Origin of the sequence: Amycolatopsis sp. NPDC052450, from assembly GCF_044547565.1 — a bacterium.
Classification (GTDB): Bacteria; Actinomycetota; Actinomycetes; order Mycobacteriales; family Pseudonocardiaceae; genus Amycolatopsis.
On the sequence record NZ_JBIUAQ010000020.1, the window covers coordinates 71441 to 94392 of the forward strand.

A 22952-nucleotide genomic window follows, 5' to 3' on the forward strand; every position below is an offset into this window, starting at 1 on the left:
CCGGGGAAGGTTTCCGCTGTCAAGCGACCGAGGTCAGGCGACCTTGGCGGCCGCCGCGAGGATGACCTCCGCGACGACGTCCGGCCGCGAGACCGAGACGGCGTGCGAAGCGTCGGTCCTGGTGACCTCCGAACCGGCGCGCTCGGACATGAACGCCTGCGCCGCGGCCGGGATCGCGTGGTCCTGCTCGGCGATCAGCGCCCACGACGGCAGGTTCTTCCAGGCAGGCTCGCCGTCGAACGGCGTGGCGAGCGCGCGCTCGGTGACCGGGCGCTGGGTGACCGCCATGACGTCGGCGGTCTCCGCGGGGACGTCGGCCGCGAACACGTCCGAGAAATTCTCGGGCCTGATCGACAGCTCGCCCTGGGCAGCCAGGACGTTCGTGGTGTCCGGACCGAGCTTGCCGCCTTCGAACCGGCCGGACAGCTCGAACACGCTCTCCCCCGCCTCCGGCTGGAAGGCGGCGATGTAGACGAGCGCCTTGACGTTCGGCGCGGTGGTGGCCGCGCGGCTGATCACCACGCCGCCGTAGGAATGCCCGGCGAGCACCACGGGGCCGTCCACGCCGTTGACGACGTCGGCGACGTAGTCCGCGTCGGAATCGATGCCGCGCAGCGGGTTCGACGCGGCCAGCACCCGGTAGCCCTGCTCACGCAGCTTCGGAACCACGCCGTTCCAGCTGGACGAGTCGGCGAAAGCACCGTGGACCAGGACAATGGTGGGCTTCTGGTTGGTCATGGTGGCTCCTTCAGGTCAGGGAGAACGATCGGTCTTTCTGCCTGAACAATGCTCGCCCCGGCGGCCTTCCGCAACGTGACGAAGGCGACCTGGTGGAATGACCGTTCTTTCTCTACGGTTGGGGAATGCCGACTGTCGACCGGGACGTCCATCCGAAAATCCGGCTGCTAGAGACAGCCTCACGGCTGTTCTACGCCGAGGGCATCCATGCCGTCGGCGTGGAGCGCCTGGTCTCCGAGGCGGCCGTGACCAGGGCGACGTTCTACCGCCACTACCCCACCAAGGACGACCTCGTCGCCGCTTACCTGAGCACCACGAGCGAGCGGATCCGCGCGGGCGTCGACGCGGTGACCAGCGAAAAGTCCGCCCGCGAAGCGCTCCTCGCCGCGCTGGGCATCATCGGCGACCGCACGCTCGACGACGACTTCCGCGGTTGCCCGTTCCTCAACGCCGCGGCCGAATACCCCGATCCCGGACATCAGGTCCGCCAGGTCATCGACGACCACCGGGACTGGTTCTTCGGCGTCCTTCGCGACCTGGCACGCGACGCGGGCCACGCCGACCCGGACCACGCCGCCCGCACTCTCGTCCTTCTCCGCGACGGCGCGCTTCACGGCGGCAACCTCGATGACGCCGAGACCGTGCGCGCCACTCTGCACCGAGCCGTGGCCGACCTCGTCCCCTGAGCTTCATCGCGTCTTCTCGACGGTCGTAACAAGTGCTACCTTCGCGGAAGGGGGCCGGACCGAGGAGCGGCGACGATGAGGCTTTCTCCCAGCGCGCACGTCGACCCGTTCTGCCGTGACCGGCTGCCGCCCGCCGATCAGTGGCCGGAGTTCGTGTTCGACCTGCCGGAACTGCGATACCCCGACAGGCTGAACGCCGCGACCGCGCTGCTCGACGACACCGTGGCCCGCTTCGGTCCGGACAGGCCCTGCCTGCTCTCCCTCGCCGAAACGTGGACATACGGCGAAGTCCTGGCCCGCGCCAACCGCGTCGCCCACGTCCTGGTCACCGATTTCGGGGTGGTTCCCGGAGACCGGGTGCTGTTGCGGGGCGCCAACACCCCGTGGCTCGCGGCGGCTTGGTTGGCGGTGCTCAAGGCCGGCGCGGTGGCCGTCTCGACCATGCCGATGCTGCGGCGTGCCGAACTCGACAAGATCGCCGGCCGCGCGAAACCCGCACTCGCCGTTTGCGACGAACGTCTGCTGGACGAACTCCCGGCCGATCTCCCCGTCGTGTCGTACGGAACGGATCTGGCCGCCCGCGCGGAACGGCATCCGCCCACGTTCGCCGACGTCCCGACCGCTGCCGACGACGTCGCCCTGCTGGCCTTCACCTCCGGCACGACGGGATCCCCGAAGGCGACGATGCACTTCCATCGCGACCTGCTCGCGATCGCCGACACGTTCTCCCGGCACATCGTGCGCCCGACGTCCGACGATCTCTTCTGCGGCACGCCACCGCTGGCGTTCACCTTCGGTCTCGGCGGCCTGCTGGTCTTTCCCTTGCGTGCGGGCGCGGCCACACTTCTGGTCGAACGCGCCACTCCGGCGGAACTCGCCGCCATCGTCGCCGACAAGGGCGTCACGGTCCTCTTCACCGCCCCGACCGCGTATCGCGCGATTTTGAACGCGGGCGACGGACGACTCCTGGCCGGAGTGCGCCGGGCCGTCTCCGCCGGCGAATCACTTCCCGCTCCCGTGGCCGAGCGGTATCGGGAGAGCGTCGGACGGCCGCTCATCGACGGCCTCGGCAGCACCGAAATGCTGCACGTGTTCATCTCCGCCGCCGACGACACCGCACGTCCCGGCGCGACCGGGAAGGTCGTACCCGGCTACGAAGCGGCAGTTCTCGACATCGACGGCGCACCCGTTCCCGACGGCACTCCCGGGTTCCTGGCGGTGCGAGGCCCCACCGGCTGCCGCTATCTCGAGGACCCGCGCCAGCAGGACTACGCGCGCGACGGCTGGAACATCACCGGCGACACCTACGTCCGCGACGCCGACGGCTACTTCCGGTTCGTCGCGCGCAGCGACGACATGATCATCTCGTCGGGCTACAACATCGCCGCGCCCGAGGTCGAGGAGGTCCTGCTGACCCATCCGGACGTGGACGAATGCGCCGTGATCGGCACGCCGGACCCCGACCGCGGTTCGGTCGTGACGGCGTTCGTCGTGCCACGTCCCGGCGCCGATCCGGGCACGGATCTGGCGCGGGCACTGCAAGACCACGCGAAAGCGACCGCGGCGCCGTACAAGTACCCGCGGCGCGTGCGCTTCATCGAAGCCTTGCCGCGCAACGCAAGCGGAAAACTGCAGCGATACCTGCTACGAGACCTGTGAAATCACGCGAGTTCGCCGCGCCGCCCGAGCGCGTGGAACAGCGTCGTGGCGAGCACGAGCCCTTCACGGGCGATCGACGCGAGCAGGTGTTCGTCGGGTGCGTGTTGCAGGCATCCGGGGTAGGAATGCGGCAGCCACAGCGTCGGAAGGCCGAGGATATCGGTGAAAACGTGGTTCGGCAGTCCCCCGCCGAAGCTCGGCAGGATCGCCACCCGACGATCGGAAAACTCGTCGAGGACGCCCTTCGCCCAGCCGACCCACGGGTCGTCGACAGCGGTTCGACTGGCGCGAAAACTGCCTTCGGCGGTGACGTCGACCATCGAAAACCCCTGCGCGGCAAGGTGTTTCGTGATGGCCTCGCCCACGCGGTCGACATCGGTGCCCGCGACGTAGCGCAGTTGCAGCATCGCGCGGGCGCGACCGGGGATGGCGTTGACCGGCCGCTCGATGTCGGCCGCGCCCAGCGAGAGGACTTCGAGGGTGTTCCAGCCGTACAGCCGCTCGGCCGCGGTCAGCCGGGTGTCACCCCAGTGCTCATCCAGCGCCGGATCCCCGGGCTTGTTCCCGATCTCGAGCCCGGCGAGTGCCGCGCGGACACTTTCCGGGAGTTCGGGCGGCAGGAGTTCCGGTACCTGGACACGGCCATGCCCGTCGACGAGGCAGGCGATCGCCCCGGCGAGGGTGGTGGCGGGATTGCGCAGTACCCCGCCCCAGTTCCCCGAATGGTAGGCGTCGGGACGGAGATCCACGTCGAGGGCGATCCGGACGCTGCCCCGCGCGCCGAGGAACAACGTCGGCGTCGCCGCGTCCAGGCGCGGACCGTCGGACGCGATGAGGACGTCGGCGCTCAGCGCCTCCCGGTTCGCCGCGACGAACTCGTCGAGACCGGGCGAACCGATCTCCTCCCCGGTCTCGAACAGGAACTTGAGATTGAACCCGAGCGAACCCGTCTCGGCGAGCAGCAGCCGGAGCGCGGTCAGGTTGATCAGGTGCTGCCCCTTGTTGTCCGCCGAGCCGCGGCCGTACCAGCGCTCGCCGTCGGCGGTCAGCGTCCACGGGTCACGGCCTTCGCTCCACCGGCCCTCGTGCCCGTCGACGACGTCGGCGTGGCCGTAACACAGGAGTGTCGGCAGCTCGGGCGACTCGACGCGGGTACCGATCAGGAACGGGCCGCCGCCCGGATCCGGATTGGGCTGGATCGCCACGGAACAGCCGAGCGCGGTCAGCGCCGGCGTCAGCACCTCGTCCAGGTACGCCTTGATGGCGACGCGGCCGCTCGGGTGATCGCTCACCGTCGGATACCGGACGAGGCCCGCGAGTTCGGCGAAGAACGCACCCGAATCGACGTGCCGCCGCGCTTTCGAGACCAGTTCTGCGGGGATCGCCACGGTGTCTCCCGATTCGCTCGTCGTGTATCGCCGATGAGCCTATTTGAAGTGACCATGGAGCCGGTCGGGCCACGGTCTGATGCCCCCAATGTGGCATTGGGGGCATGCCCGGCTTCCGCGACCCCATGCCGCTTTTGGCCGTGCACCGGTCAGCGGAGCAGCACTCCGGGGTTGAGGATTCCGGCCGGGTCGAGCGCGGACTTGGCGGCGTCGAGCGCGGCGGCGAACGGGTCGGGACGCTGCCGGTCATACCAGGGCCGGTGGTCGCGGCCGACGGCGTGGTGGTGGGTGATCGTGCCGCCATGGGCCGCGATCGCCTCGGAAACGGCGGCCTTGATCTCGTCCCACTGCTCGACCGTGCTCCCCCAGCGCCCGGCGGCGTAGATCCCGTAGTACGGCGCGGGACCGTCGGGGTAGACATGGGTGAAGCGGCAGGTGACGACGCCGGCACCGCCGCACACCTCGTCGATCGCGGCACGTGCGGCCGACGTGATCGCGTCGTGGAACTCCGCGAAGCCGTCCCAGGTGCACGCGGTCTCGAAGGTCTCCACGATGAGCGACCGGCGGGCCAGCGCGTCGCGTTGATAGGGCATGCGCAGGAACGACGATCGCCACGTCGACGCACTGTCCTGGCCGGAGGAATCCTTGCCGCGCCTGGTTTTCACGACTCCGCCGTGGCCCGCGGTCACTTCGAGCGCGCGGTCGAGCCAGGGATCGACCGGATGATCGGCGGATTCGAACCCGATCAGCAGGAGGCCACCGCCCACGCTCGCGCCCGCGTTGATGAACGCCTCGGCCGGGTCGAGGAGGCGGCAGTTCGACGGGTGGAGCCCGGACTGCGCGATCGCGCGGGTGGCGGCGACCGCGTCTTCCTGCCGCTCGAAGGCGACCGACGCGGTGACCTGCCAGACCGGCCTGTCCTGCAGGCGCATCCACGCTTCGGTGATCACGCCGAGCGTGCCCTCGGAGCCGAGGAACATCCGATCCGGTGAGGGGCCCGCGCCCGAGCCCGGCAGGCGCCGCGATTCGCTGATCCCGGCCGGGGTGACGACACGCAGCGACTCGGTGAGATCGTCGATATGCGTGGCGAGAGTCGCGAAATGCCCGCCCGCACGGGTGGCGAGCCAGCCGCCGAGCGTCGAATGGGCGAACGACTGCGGGAAATGCCGCAGGGTCAGCCCCAGTGGGCGAAGGCGGTCTTCCAGCGCCGGGCCGAAAATCCCGGCCTGGATCCGGGCCGCGCGGCTGACCGTGTCCACTTCGAGCACGTCACCGAGGCCGGCCAGATCCATCGAGATCGACGGCCCGTCGAACCTCGGTTCGACCCCGCCGACCACGGAACTGCCGCCACCGTACGGAATCAGCGGAGTGCCTGAGGTCGTGCACCAGTCGAGGAGGTCGGCGACGTCCTGTTCCGTGCGAGGGCGGGCGACCAGGTCCGGCACGTGGTCGAGCCGTCCGAGCAGGTTGCGGACGACATCGCGGAACGCCTTGCCCCTGGCGTGGGACAACCGGTCGACGGGGAGGTCGCTGCACAACGCGGCGAGCGCCGCGGGCGGACGGATCCGTGCTGCCGGGACGTCGAGCTCCGCGGGGTCCGGCGGGGCGTGGTCGGTGAAGTCGTGAGCGGGCAGCACACCCGAGGTGCGGGCGACCAGCGCGTCGGACTCTTCCCTCGACAGTGCGCCGGCGGTGGTGCCCCAGCCCCACCAGGAACGCTCCTCGGTCGGCATCGATGCCTCCGTTCGATCTGACTCGCCAGTAAGTTACCTATCGGTCAATTATCGTGTCAACGCACCGCGACGACGAACACCGATAACGTGTGCCGTTGTGGCCGTCGCCGTAGATTGGCGAGAGCCCGCTTCTCGGCAGGCTCGACCCGTCGCATGGCTTGCGCCTGAAAGCCCTTCCCGGCGAACTGGTCTGGGCCACGACCTGGCTTCAGGACGCCAACGACTCCCTCGCCCCCAGACTCGGCCTTCCCCGCCTGCCGGTGGTGGAGTGGCCGGAGCCGTCCGACACCGACGAGTTCGACGCCCGCATCGGCCTGCACTGGAAGACGCGTCCCCTGCTGGACCACGCCCAGAACCGCTCGTTCGTATGGATCGACGACGAGCTTTCCGACACCGATCGCGACTGGGTGTCCGGCAACCATCCCGGACCGGCCCTCCTGCATCGGGTCGATCCCCGGCGCGGCTTGACCAGCGCCGACAACCGGAAGCTCGCCGAGTGGCTGCGGGAACCCCGCCTTCCCTGACACACAGGACAGCTCTTCCACCCAGGACCGATTCGAGGCCTTCGACGCTTTACAACGTTGTATCAACGATGTAAAAACATCCTGACGGCCGCCCGTGGCCCGGCTCACACCGGTCCCCCGACCACGGCGTCGTGGTTTCACGCCTGCACAAGTCCAGCGGGAGGCGCACCTCCGCCGAGGCGGCCGCCCCCGGAGAAGGGTGTCGAGCAGATGTTGTCAACGTTGTCACCACACCGCTCCCGAAAGCCGAGGCGCTTCCGGAAATCACTGGCCACCGCGGTCGCGGTGGTCTCCGCCCTGGCGATGACGCCGGGAGCCGCGACGGCCGCGGAGAGCGGCTGGAAGCTGGGCAAGCCGCGCCTGACCACGCCGTGGACGAACCAGGTGTCGCCCTCGAACGCGTTGCCCGAGTACCCGCGGCCGCAGCTGGTGCGCGAGAACTGGCAGAACCTCAACGGTGTTTGGGAGTTCGCCGGCGCCGCCCCCGGCGAGGTCCCGCCCTTCGGCGAAAGGCTCGCCGAGAAGATCCTGGTCCCCTACCCCACCGAATCGGCGCTTTCCGGGATCCAGCGGCATGAGGACTTCATGTGGTACCGGCGCACGTTCACCGTGCCGAGGAACTGGAACGTCGGCAGGGACAACACCCTTCGGATCAACTTCGGCGCCGTCGACTACAAGGCGAAGGTCTACGTCAACGGCAAGGAGGTGGCCGCACATCAGGGCGGCTACGGCGCGTTCTCCGCGGACGTGACGCCGGCGCTGAAAGCCCAGGGAGAGCAGGAGATCATCGTCGGCGTCGAGGATCGCGCCGACGCGACCTGGCAGCCCGTCGGCAAGCAGCGGCTGGTCCCCGATCGCGGGATCTTCTACGAAGGCGCTTCGGGCATCTGGCAGACGGTGTGGATGGAACCGGTCGCGGCGAAGCACATCGGCACACTCGGCATGGTCCCCGATCTCAAGTCTTCCACGCTGAAGCTCACCGTAGACACCGGCGGGAACTCCGGCCTGACCGTCGAGGCCGTGGTCCGCGACGGCAGGAAGGTGGTCAGCCGCAGCAAGGCGTCCGCGGCCGGAACGATCTCCCTGCCGGTGCCCAAGGCGAAGCTCTGGTCGCCGGATTCCCCGTTCCTCTACGACCTGGACGTCGAACTCAAGGACGGCCGCCGCACCGTGGACAGGGTTTCGTCCTACTTCGGCATGCGTGAATTCGGCACCGCGAAGGGCGCCGACGGCAAACTCCGCTTCACCCTCAACGGCAAGATCCTCTTCCTGCAGTCCACTTTGGACCAGGGGTACTGGCCGGACGGCATCTACACCGCGCCGACCGACCAGGCGCTGCGGTTCGACCTCGAACAGCACAAGGTCCTCGGCTTCAACACGGTCCGCAAGCACATCAAGACCGAACCCGACCGCTGGTACCACCACGCCGACAAACTCGGGCTATTGGTCTGGCAGGACATGCCGTCGATGCGCACCGGTGGGCGTCCGCCTGCCGACGCCCAGCGGCAGTTCCAGGTCGAGTTGAAGGAACTGGTGGAGCAGAAGAAGAACTGGACCTCGATCGTCGGCTACGTGCCGTTCAACGAGGGCTGGGGCGAATGGTCGCGCGAGACCACCGGCAAGATCGCCGACGACGTCAAGGCCCAGGATCCGACCCGGCTGGTCAACGCGCACAGCGGCGTCAACTGCTGCGATTCCCTCGGCGACTCCGGCAAGGGTGACGTCATCGACTGGCACGCCTATCCCGGCCCCGCGAAACCGATGCCCGACGGCAAGCGGATCTCGATCGACGGCGAACACGGCGGCTACGGCCTCGAAGTCGAGGACCACATGTGGTTCGGCGAAGGCCACGCCTACGAGATGGTGAAGGACCAGGCGACGCTGAACAGCCGCTACGTCCAGAACCAGCGCGACGTGCTCGCGTCGGCGCAGAGCTGCGGGATCAGCGGCTCGATCTACACGCAGATCACCGATGTCGAGCACGAGGTCAACGGTTTCTTCACCTACGACAGGCAGGTGAAGAAGATGGACTTCGCGCAGGTGCGCGCGGTCAACCAGGCGATCATTCGCAACGCCGACGGCAGCGGTTCGGGCGCACCCGACCCGGGCCCCGGCACTCCGGGGCTCGCCGGCGTGCACGCCTACAAGTTCAATGAGGGCACCGGATCCAGCGCGGCGGACTCGGTCGGCACCGCGCACGCCACGCTGACCAACACGCAGTGGGCGGGCGGTGTCGAAGGCGGCGCGCTGGCCTTCACGGGCAACGGTCAGGCCGACACCGGGACGAATCTCGTCACCACGGCGAGCAGCTACTCGGTCTCGGCATGGGCGAAGCTGGATGAGGCGAGCGGCGCGTTCCAGACCGTCGTCAGCCAGGACACCGGCCGTGACAGCGCGTTCTTCCTGCAGTACTCCGGGCAGGATCAGCGGTGGGCGATGAGCTTCGTCGGCCTTCGCGCCTTGTCGCCGGAGAAGCCGGAAGTCGGCCGCTGGTACCACCTGACCGGGGTCCGCGACGTCAAGGCGGGCACGTTGTCGCTGTACGTCGACGGCCGGAAGGTCGCCTCGCAGAACGCCTGCTCCGCCGCACCGAGCACGGGACACACCGTGATCGGCCGTGGCCAGTACGGCGGTCAGCAGGTCGACTTCCTGCGTGGCGCGGTCGACGACGTCCGGCTGTACGACCGGCCGCTGTCCGACGCCGAAGTCGCGACGCTCGCGAAGCGCGGCTGAGCTCGCTCGCGCGGCGCCGGGGTCACTCCCGGCGCCGCGTGCCCGCCACCCACTCCCGCACCATGTCGCCGAGCACGGGCAACGGCACCTGCCCTTGCCTCAGCACGACGTCGTGGAAATCGCGGATGTCGAAGTCCTCGCCCAGCCGTTCCTCGGCGAAGGCGCGCAGCCGCTGGATCTCCAGCCTGCCCGTCATGTACGACAGCGCCTGACCGGGCCATTCGATGTACCGGTCGGTCTCGGACCGCACTTCGACGTCGCTCAGCATGCAGTGCTCGGCGAGGTAGTCCACGCACTGCTGCCGGGTCCAGCCCAGCGCGTGCAGCCCGGTGTCGACGACCAGCCGCGCCGCGCGCAGGGAATCTTCGGCGACCATGCCCAGGCGCATCACGTCGTCGGAGTACAAACCCATCTCGTCGGCGAGCCGTTCGGTGTAGAGCGCCCAGCCCTCGTCGAACGCCGAAAGCGGGACGAGTTTGCGCAGCCGGGGCACTCCGTCGAGCTCGTAGGAAACGCAAGCCTGGAAGTGGTGTCCGGGAACGGCTTCGTGGAAGGCGACCGACTCGGCGATGAACCGGAACCGCTCGGTCACCCGGTAGGCGTTGGTGGAGTAGACGCCGGGACGGCTGCCGTCGGCCGACGGCGGCATGTAGTACGCCTGCGCGGCGGACGGCCCGTCCGCTTCCGGTACCGCGCGCACGACGCATTCGGCGGACGGCACCCGGCGGAACCAGCCGGGCGCGGCCGCCGTGGCCCGCGCGACCGCTTCCGTCGCGGTCGTGATCATCTCGTCCGCGTCACGCCAGCACAGCGAGGGATCGGTGCGCAGCCGACGCCGGACCTCGACGGGGTCGTCCTCGCCGAACACCGCCGAGCCCAGCCGCCGGTACTCCTCGTCCAGCGCCCGGCCGATTTCGAGGCCCGTCTCGTGCAGTTCCTCCGGCGAGATCCCGGTGGTGGTGTGTGTTCTGACCAGTCCCGCGTAGCTCTCCTTGCCGCCGTCCAGCCAGCAGAGGCCCGGCCGGTCGTCGGGGCGGCCGCGTCCGGCGATCTCACTCGCGAGGATGTCGCGATACGCGACGAGCGCCGGGCGCACCTTCTCGGTGAACAGCCGTTCCCGGCGCGCCACCCGGTCGCCGGTCAGCGGCGGGACGAGCAGCGGATGCGGCTCGGCGGCCAGAAACCGGTCGACGTGGTCGATGGCGCCGCGCACCGCGCGATCCACCGGTGTCCGGCCCGCCGCGACCCCGGCGCGGTGGCGGTCGGCCAACGCCGCGAAGAACCGCGGGAAAGCGGCCAGCCTGGCCAGGTAGTCCTCCTCGGCCTGTTCCCCCGACGGCTCGAGCTGCGGCAGCCAGGAGAGCACGCCCGTTCCCTCGGCCGCCATCTGATCGGCGATGGTGAACTCGAGCTGCCGCGAGTCCAGCCTGGTCAGGAGCGATTCCGCGTGGTGGGTGACGACGCCGAGCGTGATCCGGTCCGGATCCGTGGACCGCGCGGCATGGTCGGCGATCCGGACGGCCTTTTCCCTCAGCCGGGCATCGCCGGCCTCGGAGACGTCCCGCAACTCGTGATCGTGTCCGGGGATGTTGTCGAAGGTCGCCATCAACGGCATCTCGGTCGCGAGTACGTCGAGGAGTTCGTCGGCCAGCTCCGCCGCTGTCGGCTGATCGCTCATATCCGATGACTACCAGACCGGACCCGTTCCTCGCTGGCGGTTTTTCCGTTCATTCCGGGCCGGTGAGCGACCGGTAGAGCGGCCGCAGCAGGGCGGTGACCGAGGTTCCGTCCACAGTGGCCTTGAGCGGCGGGACCTCGTCGAGCAGCCCCAGTGGGTCTCCGGTCGCCGGCCGGCGCTTGTTCGTGACGTCCCCGGCCGGGCCCCAGCCGAAGAAGTCGTCCATCACTTCGTCGAGACCGGGTGTCTCATCGTCTGAAGACGGAGCCGTCACACGAGCGCCCGCGTGCCGCCCGATCTCTTCGAGCAGCGTCGTGCGTTCGCGGCCGCGGAGGGCGAAGATCGCGAACGGGTCCGCCTCTTCTTCGACCGCGATGAGCCCCGCGACGAGGTGGTCGCACGGGACGCGGGTGCCGGGGCAGGTGCAGTCCAGCGACAGTTCCCACGCCGCCTCGGGGAACAGCGGCACCTGCTCCGCGGCGAAGAAGCGATCGATGTCGTCCGGGATCCGGCCGTCGAGCAGGGCCGTCCTGGCGGCCTCGTCCGCGGCGACGGCGGCGATGACCGCCGTCCACACCTGTTTGCCGAAGGTCGGCAGACCGATACGGACCTCGTAGAACCGCTGTCGCGTCACCCGGACCCGGGCGACGGCGGCACCGGGTCCGACCGTGAGCGTGTCGACCCGGCAGGGCGGCACAAGTCCTTTGTGGACACCCAGTTCGTCCAGTGTCCGGCGGAATCCCTCAGTCATCGGCCGCCTCCCGGCCCAGCGCGAAGACCTCGCGCAGCGAATCGGCGGACAGTTCCGTGAGCCAGTCCTCCCCGTCGGTGACGACGAGATCGGCCAGCGCTTCCTTCTTGGTGATGACGGCGTCGATCCGCTCCTCGATGGTGCCGGGGCAGACGAACTTCCGTACCTGGACGCTGCGCCGCTGACCGATGCGGAAGGCACGGTCGGTGGCCTGCTCCTCCACCGCCGGATTCCACCACCGGTCGAGATGCAGGACGTGGGTGGCGGCGGTGAGCGTCAGCCCCGCTCCCCCGGTCTTCAACGACGCGAGCAGGATCGGCGGCCCCTCGCCCGACTGGAAGTGCTCGACGATCGAGTCGCGGCGCCGCTGAGACAACCCGCCGTGCAGGAACGCGATCTTCACGTTCAGCCGGTGCGAAAGATGTGGCACGAGCAGATGCCCGAACTCGGCGAACTGGGTGAAGCACAGCGCGCGATCGCCGGAGTCCAGGATCTCCGCCAGGAGTTCTTCGAGCCGGTTGACCTTGCCGGAGCGGTGCCCGATCGGCGAACCGTCGTGCAGCAGATGCGCGGGGTGGTTGCAGATCTGCTTGAGCTTGGTGATCGCGGCGAGGATGTTGCCACGCCGCTTGACCCCGGCGCTGTCGGCGATCCTGGTCATCATCTCGTCGACGGTCGCGCGGTACAGCGTCACCTGTTCGCGGGTGAGGCGGTATTCCTGGAGGATCTCGATCTTCTCGGGCAGGTCGGCGAGCACGGTGGGATCGGTTTTGAGGCGCCGCAACAGGAACGGGCGGGTCAGCCGGCGCAGCTCGGTGGCCGCGGGAAGGTCGCCCCGGCGTTCGATGGGCACCTCGAACCGCTCGCGGAACTCCTGCCTGCCACCGAGGACGCCGGGGTTGAGCAGATCCGAAAGCGACCACAGGTCGGCGAGCCGGTTCTCCACCGGCGTCCCGGTCAGCGCGATCCGGTGCCCGGCGGGAATGCGGCGCAGGGCCTGCGCGGGTCCGGTGTTCTGGTTCTTGACCGCCTGCGCCTCGTCGAGCACGAGCCGATGCCACCGGATGCCCGCGAGTTCGTCGACGTCGCGGGCGGCGGTCGAGTACGTGGTGACGACGAGATCCGCCGCGCCGGCGCGCGCGGTCAACCGCGCGCCGTGCTCGCGATCGGCGCCGTGATGGACGTGGACCCGCAGCTCCGGCGCGAACTTGGCCGTTTCCCGTTGCCACGTCCCGAGCAGCGACATCGGGCAGACGAGCAGCGTCGGCGCCCTGTCGCCCTGTGCGCGCTCGATCGCTTCGAGCGCGAGCAGCTGGACGGTCTTGCCGAGCCCCATGTCGTCGGCGAGGCAGGCCCCGAGGCCGATCGACGCCATGAACGAAAGCCAGGCGACGCCACGGCTCTGGTAAGGCCGCAGGGTCGCCAGGAACGTGGGCGGCGGCTCGGCCGGTTCGATGGTGCGCTGGACCCGGCCGGCGAGGAAGTCGTCGATCCAGCCGTCGGTCGTGACCTCGGTGACCGGGAGCGGCGTGTCGTCGAAGCCGTGGAGCAGGGCCAGCAGTTCCGCCGGCGTGGGCAGCGGCGGTTTCTCGCGATCCGGCTCGCGGCGGAGATACTCGAGCCCGGCGCGCAGCAGTTCGGGGTCCACGCTCACCCACCGGCCGCGCAGCCGCACCAGCGACGACTTCGCGGCGGCGAGCCCGGCGAGTTCCTCGTCGGTCAGCGCGTCCTCCCCGACGGCGAGCGCCCAGCGGTAGGAGGCGAGCTGGTGGCGACCGAGCCGGTGCACGGCGGCCTGGTCGACGGGCGCGCCGCGGACGGACAACTTGAGCGCGAGTTTGCGCCTGCCGCCCCAGCTCGCCGGGAGCTGGACGTCGAACCCGGCCGCGACCAGCCGTTCCGCGCCGCCGTCGAGGAACTCCACGGTTTCGGCGACGGTGAGGTCGTAGACGCCCGGTTTCTCGGTTTCGACCGCGGGGCGGAGCAGCGGCAGCACCTCGGCGGCCCGCTCCAGCTCGGCGGCGAAGAGGCCTTCGGGGTCGGTGAACTTGGCGCCCGCCTTGCCGGACCAGACGTCCTCGGACGGGAGCAGAAGACTGGGATCGGCCGCGGAACGCAGGAGGAAGCGCAACTGCCACTTGGTCCCGTCACCGGTCTGGTCGTCCGGATCGTCGGCCGGGCCGTGCAGCGTGGGAACCTCGTCGAGACGGAAGCAGACGGTGCCCTCGGTGAGGTCCGTGTCGCCGACGGCGTCCCAGGCGGCGATACCCTCGGCGACGATCCCCATCCGTCCCGGCGACTGGCCGATCCGGTCGTCGGCGCTCTTCAGCGCGTGGAGCCACGACCCGAACGGGCCTTCGCGCCCGTCGCTTTCCGTGGCGTGTCCGGCGGCGGCCAGCCGGTCACGGACGGCGGCGTCGACCAGGGTGCGGAGCGCGTCAGTGACGAGCGCCGCCGGATCCGGGCCGGGATGTTCGGCCCGGCCGACCGGCGGGGTGGCCGCGATCAGCGCCCGGACCGCGACCGCGTCGCCGCCGCGGGCCACCGGCCGCCACCGCGCCCGCGCCACGATCTCGTTCCGCACGAGAGTGGGGAGCACCCGGCCGCGGCGCACCAGGTCGTCCGCCAGCCGCACGACGGCGCGAAGGTGACGGACGGAGGTGCCGTAGCTGACCGTGTCGGCCAGGTCTCCCAGCTCGGAAGGGTCGATCAGGAGCGCGGGCACCGACCAGGGTTCCAGCGTCAGTTCCTGCTGCGGACGACCCCGCACGCCCAGTTCCGGCGAGGCGACCGGGCCGCCGCGCCGCGACGGCAGCAGCAGGACGGCCGACGCCGGTTTGCCGGGATGCAGGGCCGTCAGATCCGCGACCGACGCGGCGAACGGATGCGGCCGGGCCGCGCTCGACGGCCGCATCGACGTCGTCGCCGGGCGGTCGCCGTGTTCGCCCCACAGCAGGATCCCGCGGCGAGGGGACCACAGGCCGTGCACGACGAGTGGCGACATGGTCCCCCTTCCGCGGTCTGGTCCTTCCAGCATGCCCGGGACCGATCAGCGTCCGGTCAGCGCGTCGCCGATAGGATCCCTTCGATGGAGGCGACCGGCGTGCTCGACGCGATCGATCCGCGCGAAGCGCTGACCGTTCTCGGCCCTTCCAAGGCCAAGAACCGCGGCGGTGACCTGCCCGAGCCCAGCACCGTCTGGCCGGAGGCGATGCTTCGCGCGCGGGCCGATGTCCTGGCGAGGTCCAAGGTCGACGACGGCGGGTTGCGCCCCGCGTGGCTGCGCTACCGCGGGAACTTCTACCGGAACGTCGGCGACGCCTTGGGCGAGGCCGCCGCGTCCGGGCGGACGCTGATCCTCAGCGGCGGCTACGGGCTGCTGCGCGCCGACGAGCCGATCTCCTACTACGACCGGAAACTCAAGCTCGGCGACTGGCCGTCCGGCGTGCTCGAAGACGCCGTCCTCGGGGAGGCACGCCGGATCGGGGCGGCGAAGGTGGTCACATTCGTGTCCGCCAGCGCCGACTACGCGAAGCTGATCCGGCGGATCCCCTGGGGTTCCACGGAAATCGGCGGTGTGCTGGTGACGATCGACTTCCACGGAGGCGGCGCGCAGGTCGAGGTGCCACGGCGGCTGGCACAGGCTTTCGGCGCGTGGTGGCGCCGGTCGCCATCGGACTATCCTCCGGGCATGGTCGTGGAGTCGCTGGGCTGACTCACGGCCACCGCGTCTCGGACAGCACACGCGCGGCGCGAAGGAAGGCTTCGCGATCTGCAGCGGAAAGCTGTCCGAGCAGCCGTTCCTCCTGCGCCTGGATCTTCGACTGGGCCGACCTTCGCGCGGCGCGGCCGGCTTCGGTGATCCCCAGCAGCCGGACCCGGCGGTCCTTCGGATCCGGCTCGCGGGTGATCAGCCCGTCCTCCTGGAGTTTGTCGAGGGTGCCGATGATCCGGGTCTTGTCCGCGCCGACCGCCTTCGCGAGGGCGGCCTGCGTGCGGACGGGCCCGTCGTCGAGCGCGCTCAGCACCACGTAACCCCACATGGTCAACCCGTGCTCGGCCAGCACCGGCGTCTCGGCGTTCATCAGCCGTCGCACCAGCCCGCCGAGCATCGCCGCGAGATCCGGCCTCCCCTGCTCCGCCATGCGCAGACCATACCGACCTGGTTCGCGAAACCGGTTGACGAACTCGTACGCATATGTAGATGATATGCGCATGCCTATTGACGAACTCCGCATCCTCGACGCCATCGTGACCCGGGCCAGCCTGGATCTGGTCACCAAGATCACGCCCGCCGACCTGACCAAGCCGACGCCGTGCAGCGCCTGGACCCTGCACGGCCTGCTGGCGCATATGGCCACCCAGCACCACGGCTTCGCCGCCGCGGCCGAGGGCGAGACCGACCTCGGCCACTGGCGCCTGCTCCCGCTGGGCGACGACCCCGTGGAGACCTACCGCGCCTCGGTCAAGCGAGTACTGAACGCCTTCGTCCCCCACGACCTCGCCGACCGGAAGTTCGCTCTCCCCGAGTTCTCCACCGAAATCACCTTCACCGCGGAGCAGGCTCTGGGCTTCCATTTCGTCGACTACCTGGTGCACTCCTGGGACGTGGCCAAAACCCTCGGCCTGCCGCTCAAGTTCCAGCGAGAGGTGCTCGACGCCGGCCTGCGGTTCGCCGAATCGATCCCGGACGGGAAGAACCGGAAGGCGCCGGGCGCCGCCTTCGCCCCGGCCGTCGACGAGAAGGGGCCGTCCGACCTGGACACGATCGTCGCCTTGCTCGGCCGTTCGCCGTCGTGGCCGGACACCGCGGTCGCGGCCTGATCGCACCCCCGGAACGTCGGCTACCGGCTCGACGAAGTGTTCAGCGGCGATCGACGAGCGCTTCGATACCGTCCAGGATGCGGCCGAGACCGAACTCGATGTCGGCTTCCTCCATGCCTTCTTCGCCGTACGCCTCGCCGGAGATCACGGCGGCGACGCGCAGGTAGCCTCGGCCTTCGAGACGCGGCCCCAGGAACGCGCTCAACGCCCGGACCTGATCCGAAGGGCTCGCGTTCACGTCTCGCAGCAGTGAAGCGGTGCTGCGGACCCACCCGTCGACGAGGACGGCGCAGCCGGTCGCATCCTGGACACTCAGACCCGAACCGGCCATCCCCTCGAGGAAGTTCTCCAGCCACCCCAGCAGATTCGGCGTGCTCGGCGCCCTTCGCACCGGCAGGTCGATCAGCCACGGGTGCCGACGGCAGCGTGCCAGAAGCGCGCGGGCCCAGGCCGTGACCGCAGCGCGCCAATCGCCGGACGACAGTTCCGGCGGCGGCCCCCAGGCCGCTTCGGCGACCAGGACGAGCAACTCCTCCTTGGAGCTCAGGTACCGGTAAAGCGCGTTCGCGGTGATGCCGAGCCGTTTGGCGATCGACGGCATGGACAGTGCCGCGTAGCCCTCCGCGTCGGCCTGCGCGACGGCCGCGTCGACGATCTGCTCGAGGCTGTATCCCGGCTTCGGCCCGCGCCGGGGCGCCGGGGTGTGCCCCCAGGCCAGCGCGGTACCCGGCGGCAGCAACTCGATCTCGACGTCGTCCATCGGGGCATTGTTGCACCCAAAACAGGTAAAGGCATACACTGTTCATGGCATACACAGTTACTTCTCGAGTTGGGGGATCGCCATGACCGAACCGAACAGGCGGAACGTGCTCCGCGGCGCGACCGCGCTCGCCATCGGAGGAGCCGCCGCGACCTACGGGAGCACCGGGCCCGCGTTCGCCGCGCCGAATCCGGCGAAACCGCGTCACCCGTTCGTCGAAGGCGCGTTCGCGCCGGTGAAGGAGGAGGTGACCGCGTTCGGCCTGCCGGTCACCGGCCGCATTCCGAACGACCTCTGCGGGCGGTATCTGCGCACCGGGCCGAATGTCCTCGGGCTCGAAGATCCGCGCGCTCACCACTGGATGCTGGGTGAGGGGATGGTGCACGGCGTCCGGCTGCGCGACGGGAAGGCCGAGTGGTATCGCAACCGGTGGGTGCGTTCGTCCGGTGTCGCGGCGAAACTGGGCGAGCGGTACCCGTGGCCGGTGCCCGCCGAGGATTTCGCGCCGAACACGCACGTGATCAGCCACCACGGCCGCATCCTCACCCTGCAGGAGTCCGGCGCCCCGCCGTACGAACTCGACGGCGAACTGAACACCTTGGGGCCCTTCGATTTCAGCGGCTCGCTGGAGGGCTCCTACACCGCGCACACCAAGTTCGACGCGCGCGCCGACGAACTGCACGCCGTGACCTACCACCCCACCTGGGACCACGTACGGCATCTGATGATCGACCGGACCGGCCGCGTCGTGCGGACCACCCGGATCCCGGTCACCGACAGCCCGATGATGCACGACTTCGGGCTCACGGAGAACTACGTGGTCGTCTTCGACGTACCGGTCACCTTCGACCCGCAGCCGGGCAAGGTCGTGCCCTACAAGTGGAACACGGATCACCCGGCGAGGGTCGGGGTGATGAAACGCGACGGTGGCCCCGTCCGCTGGTTCGGTGTGGATCCGGTGTTCTACTCGCACACGCTCAACGCCTACGACCACGGCTCCACGGTGGTGATCGACCTGACGACGATGCCGGCGCCGTTCGAGGTGGCGGGCAAGCAGGGCTCCGGCGGCCCGTCGGCGTCGGGGCCGCCGGTGCTGGAGCGCTGGACGATCGATCTCGCGCAGGGCCGCGTGCGGCGCCGTGTCCTCGACGACCGGCCGCAGGAGTTCCCGCGCGTCAACGAAAGCCTGGTGTCACGACGGCACCGGTACGGCTACTCGGCCTCCCCCGGCGAACTGTTCGACGTCTACCTGGACAAGCCCGCCGACACCTTCGGCAACGCGCTGATCAAGCACGACCTGCGGAGCGGACGCTCGGAGGTGCACCGCTTCGGCCGGGGCGCCGACGCGAGCGAAGCGGTCTTCGTCCCGTCGTCCCGCGGTAAATCCGAGGACGACGGCTATGCCCTCGCCTACGTCAACAATCCCGACCGCGACGCCTCGGATCTGGTGATCCTTTCGGCACAGGACTTCACCGCGAAACCCTTGGCGCGCATCCATCTGCCGAGACCGGTGCCACTGGGCTTCCACGGAAGCTGGGTCGCCGACTGACCGATCGGGCGGTCGCCGGATACCCGGCGACCGCCCACGGGTTCACACCCCGGTGAGCACCTCCTCCAGCGCGGCGGCGGAGTCCGGGTACCGCTCGAGCAGTGTCAAGCCGGTGGGTGCGCCGCTACCCCATGGCTCGTCGCAGCCCAGCAGCCCCGCCACGGCGTCGCAGGCCGCCGGGTGCGCGGCCAGCAGCGCGAGCCCATTCCCGCCGGATTTCCTCGGCATGGCAAGCGGTTCCGGCTGGTCTTTCCAGGGCGGAACCCATTCATCGAGCGCCGCCAGGCGGCCGGGGAAGATCCGCCCCGCCTCACGCACGAGCAGCGGCACCAGATCCGCGCCCCGGGACCGCAGCGTGGTGATCAACGTCGGCAACCACGGCAGCAGCAACCTGTCCGGGAGCTCGGAGAAGGCGTTCGACACCGCCTCGACGACGAAGTCGGCCAAGCCCGGCGCCGGTTCCAGCGCGTGGACGAACCCGCTCAGGTAGCGCGGATAGGCGGGCAGCACCAACGGGTTGGCCAGCAGTCCGGCGCACCGCTCACGGAGTTCCGCGCGAGAGAGGCGTCCGAGCTGGACCTGCGCCGCCCACAGCAACGCCACCTTCGACGGCTCTTCCGGATGCGCTCCGGAGATCGCCAGCTCCAGTTGCGTACGGTCGCACCCCAGCGACAAGGCGAGCGCCTCCATGCTGAACAGGAAGCCCAGCATCGCGGCGACCTGCTCGACCCCGGCTTCCTCGTCGGCGAAGGCCGCCGGGAGCAGGGTGCAGTAGTGCGCGTACCCCGTCCTGACGAAGTCCTCGATCCACCGGGGCAGTACCGGCTCGCTGGTCCGATAGTGCGCCAGGAGCCTCCGAACCCGCCGCAGCACTTCCGGCGCGCCGTCGACGGAGCGTTCGGTGGCCAGCACCTCCAGGGCACGCGTGCCCAGCTCCCCCGCCAGCCGGGCGCTGCGCAGGTAGAGCGTCGCGTCCTCGACCGCTCCGAGCACCTTCGCCGCGGTGGCCTGCGGATGGTAGGCGGCACGACGAAGCCGTTGCTCCAGCACCTGTTCGATGCTGACGCCCTCGTAGCCCAGCTCGATGAGGGCCCGCTGGTGGGTGCCCAATGCCAGATCCCACGACTCCTGGATCGGCCGTTCACCGAGCCGCCGCTCCCCCATGATCGGCCGTGCCGCGCCGTGCGGCATCAGGTAGCGCAGCATCCACAGCAGATCGGAGCAGGGCTCCAGCTCCGGCCTCGAAGCGATGTCGAGCAGCGCCCGTTGCACACCTCGCTGCTGCAGCTTGAGGTTCAGGGGTTCGAGCCTGTCGTGCACGTCGCGTGCCAGCGGCGGCAACGCGTCGTAGCCGACCTGGCCGATCCGGTCGCCACCCATCATGATCTCGACGAGGCGGCGCACGTCGCGCCTGCCGGGCACGACGTCCTTCTCGATACAGGTGACCGCCGCGTCCTGGAAGTCGTACGGCGTCGGCTTGGCCCTGTCACGCAGGCCCGCCAGCAGGATCGAGGTCTCGAACACCGCGATGGCGTCGGCCGTCGAGGACAGGTACCCGTTGCGGCGCGCCGCCCGCACGATCTCGACTGACCAGCCAAGCAGCTCGGCCTCGTCCAGCCGGTCGAGCACCGGAGGCCGTTGCAGGAAGCCGGAAAGCTGATCCGATGGATCCACTGCCGCCGGATCCGGCGTCTGTACCGGCAGCCCCGCGGCCTTCTTCCGCTTCGGGGCGCCCACCTGCCCGTCCAGCTGGAACTGCTTCACCTTGGTGCGCTTGAGGTTCTTCGCCCACTCCGTCGCGGCGATCGACACCGATCCCCCGGCGAGCCCGAACTGCGCCTCGATCGAGGCGTGGCTCGACGGGATCAGCCCGTACTGCCAGGTGCTCGCGCTGCGCGGGCTGATCACGAACCCGTCCGTGCCTTCGACACCGAACTCCGCGACCCGGCTGGCCGCGTGGAACGCGCCGCAGATGTAGAGACAGTCCGCGGGATCCGCACCCGAGGTGGCGAGGTGCTCGCGCATGCGGGTCCACATGTAGCGCTCGCGGTCTTCGTCCACCCGCACGCGCCGGGTGTCTCCCGGAGCGAGACGGCGGAACAGGCTGCCGATCAGGAACATGACCTGGCGGTAGGTGTCGTGGTCGCTGTCGCCGAGCGGCAGCTCGACGTATTGGTGCCACCACTCCGACCAGTGCCGCACCCGCCCGTGCCGCAGGAGGTGTTCCTCGAGTTCGGCGAACCGCGGCCGCAGGTCACCGATCTCGACGCCGACCGCGTCACCGTGCAGCGCGGCCTCTTCCTCCGCGGGCGGCGCGTCCGGATCCGGGGCGGGTTCGCCTTCGTTCCACTGGAAGACGTGGTCGGCCGACCGGTCGACGAGGACGAGTTCGACACCAGGGGTGTCGAGGGCGTACGCGATCGCCTGGTACTCGGCCGAAGCCTCGGTGATCGGCGCGACAACGGACAAGGGCGCCCACTCGGCCGGGAATCCCTTCACGTCCGTCGCGAAGGCCTGCACCGCCACGGGAAGACGGCAGTTGCGCAACTCGGTCAGCAACGGCGCCATGTCCTCGCACAGTTCGAGGTACACCACCTTCGGCCGCTTCTCCCGCAACCGCCGGGCCATCGCCACGGCCGAAGCCGGGGAATGGTGGCAGACCGGGAAGATCTCCAACGGTTCCCGCACCGCGCGGTCGACGTCGTCGACAAGTCCGAGCAGGATTCCCTCCAGCGCGCCCGGTCCGTCGGCGAAGGCGGCCGCGGCCTCCTGCAACTGGCCGCGCAGCGCCTCGAAGGCGCCGCTCACGAGAGGGTGGCGATCGCGTCGCGGCCGCCGTCGAGGAACTCCGGCCAGTCCCCGCCCTCATCCTTGCTGCGCGGCTCGACGACGCCGTGCAGGTACTTGTTGAGGATCGCCAGGTCTTCCGGCTCACGACGGGCGAGCGATCCGACCAGCGACGACGCGAGCGTCCGGGCCGTCAGCGCCTGTTCGCCGAAGAAGTTGCTGTGCAACACCGCGTCTTCGAGCACGCCGATCTGTTCGGCGGTGGACAACGCGGACTCCAGCTTCTCGTCGTCGCTGCCCGCCGACGCCGCAGCGGCACGCAGGTCACCGAAGCTGCGCAGCAGCACGTCGAGCAGGGTCGGCGGCACGTCCAGCTCGATCTGGTGGCGGCGCAGGAGTTCCTCGGTGCGGAAGCGGACGATCTCCGCCTCGCTCTTCTTGTTGGTCACCACCGGGATGCGGACGAAGTTGAACCGGCGCTTGAGCGCGGAGGACAGGTCGTTGACGCCGCGGTCGCGGCTGTTGGCGGTGGCGATCACGGAGAAGCCGGGTTTGGCGAAGACGATGCCGTCACTGTCCAGTTCCGGTACCGAGATGTACTTCTCGGACAGGATCGAGATCAGCGCGTCCTGCACGTCGCTGGTGGACCGGGTCAGCTCCTCGAACCGGCCGATCGAGCCGGCCTCCATCGCGGTCATGATCGGCGACGGGATCATCGACTCCCGGGACTGGCCTTTGGCGATGACCATGGAGACGTTCCACGAGTACTTGATGTGGTCCTCGGTGGTACCGGCGGTCCCCTGCACGACGAGCGTCGAGTTACGGGAGATCGCCGCGGCCAGCAGTTCCGCGAGCCAGCTCTTGCCGGTGCCGGGGTCGCCGATCAGCAGCAGCCCGCGGTCGGAGGCGAGCGTGACGATGGCTCGTTCGACGATGCTCCGGTCGCCGAACCATTTCTGCGAGATCTCACGGTCGAGACCGTCGGCGCGCTCGGCGCCGAGGACGAACAGGCGCACCATCTTCGGGGACAGGCGCCAGGCGAACGGTTTGGGGCCGTCGTCGATCGACTCGAGCCAGTCCAGCTCTTCGGCGTACTTGAGTTCGGCGGGGGCGCGCAGGACGTCGGACATGTCTTGCCTTTC

17 protein-coding genes are annotated in these 22952 nt (G+C 69.7%); 7 read left to right on the top strand and 10 right to left on the bottom strand.

Features of this window, described 5'->3' with window-relative positions:
- Positions 1-33 precede the first annotated feature (33 nt).
- On the bottom strand, positions 34-738 hold the full coding sequence (locus ACIHAO_RS28180; RefSeq protein WP_396562774.1) for an alpha/beta fold hydrolase: 705 nt from the start codon (positions 736-738) through the stop codon (positions 34-36).
- 125 nt (positions 739-863) lie between these two features.
- On the opposite strand from ACIHAO_RS28180, the gene ACIHAO_RS28185 reads away from it, so the two are divergent.
- Both ACIHAO_RS28185 and ACIHAO_RS28190 read left to right on the top strand, forming a co-directional pair.
- The gene (locus ACIHAO_RS28185) at positions 864-1424 is read left to right on the top strand and encodes a TetR/AcrR family transcriptional regulator (RefSeq protein ID WP_396562776.1); all 561 of its coding nucleotides are present in this window, start codon (positions 864-866) and stop codon (positions 1422-1424) included.
- Between the two features lie 75 nt (positions 1425-1499).
- On the top strand, positions 1500-3083 hold the full coding sequence (locus tag ACIHAO_RS28190) for an AMP-binding protein (RefSeq protein WP_396562778.1): 1584 nt from the start codon (positions 1500-1502) through the stop codon (positions 3081-3083).
- Between the two features lie 2 nt (positions 3084-3085).
- On the opposite strand, the gene ACIHAO_RS28195 is transcribed toward ACIHAO_RS28190, so the two are convergent.
- Entirely contained in the window at positions 3086-4471 is a 1386-nt protein-coding gene (locus ACIHAO_RS28195) for a M20 family metallopeptidase (protein ID WP_396562781.1), read from the bottom strand.
- Positions 4472-4620: 149 nt separating this feature from the next.
- Positions 4621-6204 (bottom strand): FAD-binding oxidoreductase, encoded by a 1584-nt coding sequence (locus ACIHAO_RS28200; RefSeq protein WP_396562783.1) that lies wholly within the window; start codon positions 6202-6204, stop codon positions 4621-4623.
- 158 nt (positions 6205-6362) lie between these two features.
- On the opposite strand from ACIHAO_RS28200, the gene ACIHAO_RS28205 reads away from it, so the two are divergent.
- A complete protein-coding gene (locus tag ACIHAO_RS28205; RefSeq protein ID WP_396562785.1) occupies positions 6363-6728 on the top strand; it encodes a hypothetical protein in 366 nt (121 codons plus the stop codon).
- 210 nt (positions 6729-6938) lie between these two features.
- Positions 6939-9461, top strand: a complete 2523-nt coding sequence (locus tag ACIHAO_RS28210; RefSeq protein ID WP_396562787.1) for a LamG-like jellyroll fold domain-containing protein — start codon at positions 6939-6941, stop codon at positions 9459-9461.
- 22 nt (positions 9462-9483) lie between these two features.
- Here the strand turns inward: ACIHAO_RS28210 and ACIHAO_RS28215 are convergent, their stop codons facing one another.
- From ACIHAO_RS28215 to ACIHAO_RS28225, 3 genes are read right to left on the bottom strand one after another with little or no spacing between them, the layout of a single operon-like run.
- Positions 9484-11139 (bottom strand): DUF885 domain-containing protein, encoded by a 1656-nt coding sequence (locus ACIHAO_RS28215; RefSeq protein ID WP_396562789.1) that lies wholly within the window; start codon positions 11137-11139, stop codon positions 9484-9486.
- 49 nt (positions 11140-11188) lie between these two features.
- On the bottom strand, positions 11189-11890 hold the full coding sequence (locus ACIHAO_RS28220; protein ID WP_396562791.1) for a hypothetical protein: 702 nt from the start codon (positions 11888-11890) through the stop codon (positions 11189-11191).
- Positions 11883-14894 carry a DEAD/DEAH box helicase gene (locus ACIHAO_RS28225; RefSeq protein ID WP_396562793.1) on the bottom strand — a complete coding sequence of 1004 codons (3012 nt, stop codon included), beginning with the start codon at positions 14892-14894 and terminating at the stop codon, positions 11883-11885. Before ACIHAO_RS28225 ends, ACIHAO_RS28220 begins: the two co-directional genes overlap by 8 nt.
- An 84-nt stretch (positions 14895-14978) precedes the next feature.
- Between ACIHAO_RS28225 and ACIHAO_RS28230 the strand changes: the two genes are divergently transcribed.
- Positions 14979-15605, top strand: coding sequence for a hypothetical protein (locus ACIHAO_RS28230; protein ID WP_396562795.1), 627 nt, complete (start codon positions 14979-14981; stop codon positions 15603-15605).
- 1 nt (position 15606) lies between these two features.
- On the opposite strand, the gene ACIHAO_RS28235 is transcribed toward ACIHAO_RS28230, so the two are convergent.
- A complete protein-coding gene (locus ACIHAO_RS28235; RefSeq protein ID WP_396562797.1) occupies positions 15607-16035 on the bottom strand; it encodes a MarR family winged helix-turn-helix transcriptional regulator in 429 nt (142 codons plus the stop codon).
- A gap of 70 nt (positions 16036-16105) precedes the next feature.
- Here ACIHAO_RS28235 and ACIHAO_RS28240 point away from each other — a divergent pair, with 70 nt between their 5' ends.
- Positions 16106-16714 (top strand): TIGR03086 family metal-binding protein, encoded by a 609-nt coding sequence (locus ACIHAO_RS28240; protein WP_396562799.1) that lies wholly within the window; start codon positions 16106-16108, stop codon positions 16712-16714.
- 40 nt (positions 16715-16754) lie between these two features.
- On the opposite strand, the gene ACIHAO_RS28245 is transcribed toward ACIHAO_RS28240, so the two are convergent.
- Positions 16755-17474 (bottom strand): TetR/AcrR family transcriptional regulator, encoded by a 720-nt coding sequence (locus ACIHAO_RS28245; RefSeq protein ID WP_396562801.1) that lies wholly within the window; start codon positions 17472-17474, stop codon positions 16755-16757.
- A gap of 82 nt (positions 17475-17556) precedes the next feature.
- Here ACIHAO_RS28245 and ACIHAO_RS28250 point away from each other — a divergent pair, with 82 nt between their 5' ends.
- Positions 17557-19023, top strand: a complete 1467-nt coding sequence (locus tag ACIHAO_RS28250; RefSeq protein ID WP_396562803.1) for a carotenoid oxygenase family protein — start codon at positions 17557-17559, stop codon at positions 19021-19023.
- A 42-nt stretch (positions 19024-19065) separates the two neighbouring features.
- Here the strand turns inward: ACIHAO_RS28250 and ACIHAO_RS28255 are convergent, their stop codons facing one another.
- Positions 19066-21831 (bottom strand): DUF5682 family protein, encoded by a 2766-nt coding sequence (locus ACIHAO_RS28255; RefSeq protein WP_396562805.1) that lies wholly within the window; start codon positions 21829-21831, stop codon positions 19066-19068.
- Entirely contained in the window at positions 21828-22940 is a 1113-nt protein-coding gene (locus ACIHAO_RS28260) for an AAA family ATPase (protein WP_125784594.1), read from the bottom strand. Before ACIHAO_RS28260 ends, ACIHAO_RS28255 begins: the two co-directional genes overlap by 4 nt.
- Positions 22941-22952 lie beyond the last annotated feature (12 nt).

What these genes read in the sequence shown, in the direction of transcription:
- ACIHAO_RS28210 (WP_396562787.1), top strand. Translation starts at nt 6,939, where the DNA reads ATGTTGTCAACGTTGTCACCACACCGCTCCCGAAAGCCGAGGCGCTTC.
- ACIHAO_RS28190 (WP_396562778.1), top strand. Translation starts at nt 1,500, where the DNA reads ATGAGGCTTTCTCCCAGCGCGCACGTCGACCCGTTCTGCCGTGACCGG.
- ACIHAO_RS28230 (WP_396562795.1), top strand. Translation starts at nt 14,979, where the DNA reads ATGGAGGCGACCGGCGTGCTCGACGCGATCGATCCGCGCGAAGCGCTG.
- ACIHAO_RS28225 (WP_396562793.1), bottom strand. Translation starts at nt 14,894, where the DNA reads ATGTCGCCACTCGTCGTGCACGGCCTGTGGTCCCCTCGCCGCGGGATC.
- ACIHAO_RS28260 (WP_125784594.1), bottom strand. Translation starts at nt 22,940, where the DNA reads ATGTCCGACGTCCTGCGCGCCCCCGCCGAACTCAAGTACGCCGAAGAG.
- ACIHAO_RS28235 (WP_396562797.1), bottom strand. Translation starts at nt 16,035, where the DNA reads ATGGCGGAGCAGGGGAGGCCGGATCTCGCGGCGATGCTCGGCGGGCTG.
- ACIHAO_RS28245 (WP_396562801.1), bottom strand. Translation starts at nt 17,474, where the DNA reads ATGGACGACGTCGAGATCGAGTTGCTGCCGCCGGGTACCGCGCTGGCC.
- ACIHAO_RS28200 (WP_396562783.1), bottom strand. Translation starts at nt 6,204, where the DNA reads ATGCCGACCGAGGAGCGTTCCTGGTGGGGCTGGGGCACCACCGCCGGC.
- ACIHAO_RS28250 (WP_396562803.1), top strand. Translation starts at nt 17,557, where the DNA reads ATGACCGAACCGAACAGGCGGAACGTGCTCCGCGGCGCGACCGCGCTC.
- ACIHAO_RS28180 (WP_396562774.1), bottom strand. Translation starts at nt 738, where the DNA reads ATGACCAACCAGAAGCCCACCATTGTCCTGGTCCACGGTGCTTTCGCC.
- ACIHAO_RS28185 (WP_396562776.1), top strand. Translation starts at nt 864, where the DNA reads ATGCCGACTGTCGACCGGGACGTCCATCCGAAAATCCGGCTGCTAGAG.
- ACIHAO_RS28240 (WP_396562799.1), top strand. Translation starts at nt 16,106, where the DNA reads ATGCCTATTGACGAACTCCGCATCCTCGACGCCATCGTGACCCGGGCC.
- ACIHAO_RS28220 (WP_396562791.1), bottom strand. Translation starts at nt 11,890, where the DNA reads ATGACTGAGGGATTCCGCCGGACACTGGACGAACTGGGTGTCCACAAA.
- ACIHAO_RS28215 (WP_396562789.1), bottom strand. Translation starts at nt 11,139, where the DNA reads ATGAGCGATCAGCCGACAGCGGCGGAGCTGGCCGACGAACTCCTCGAC.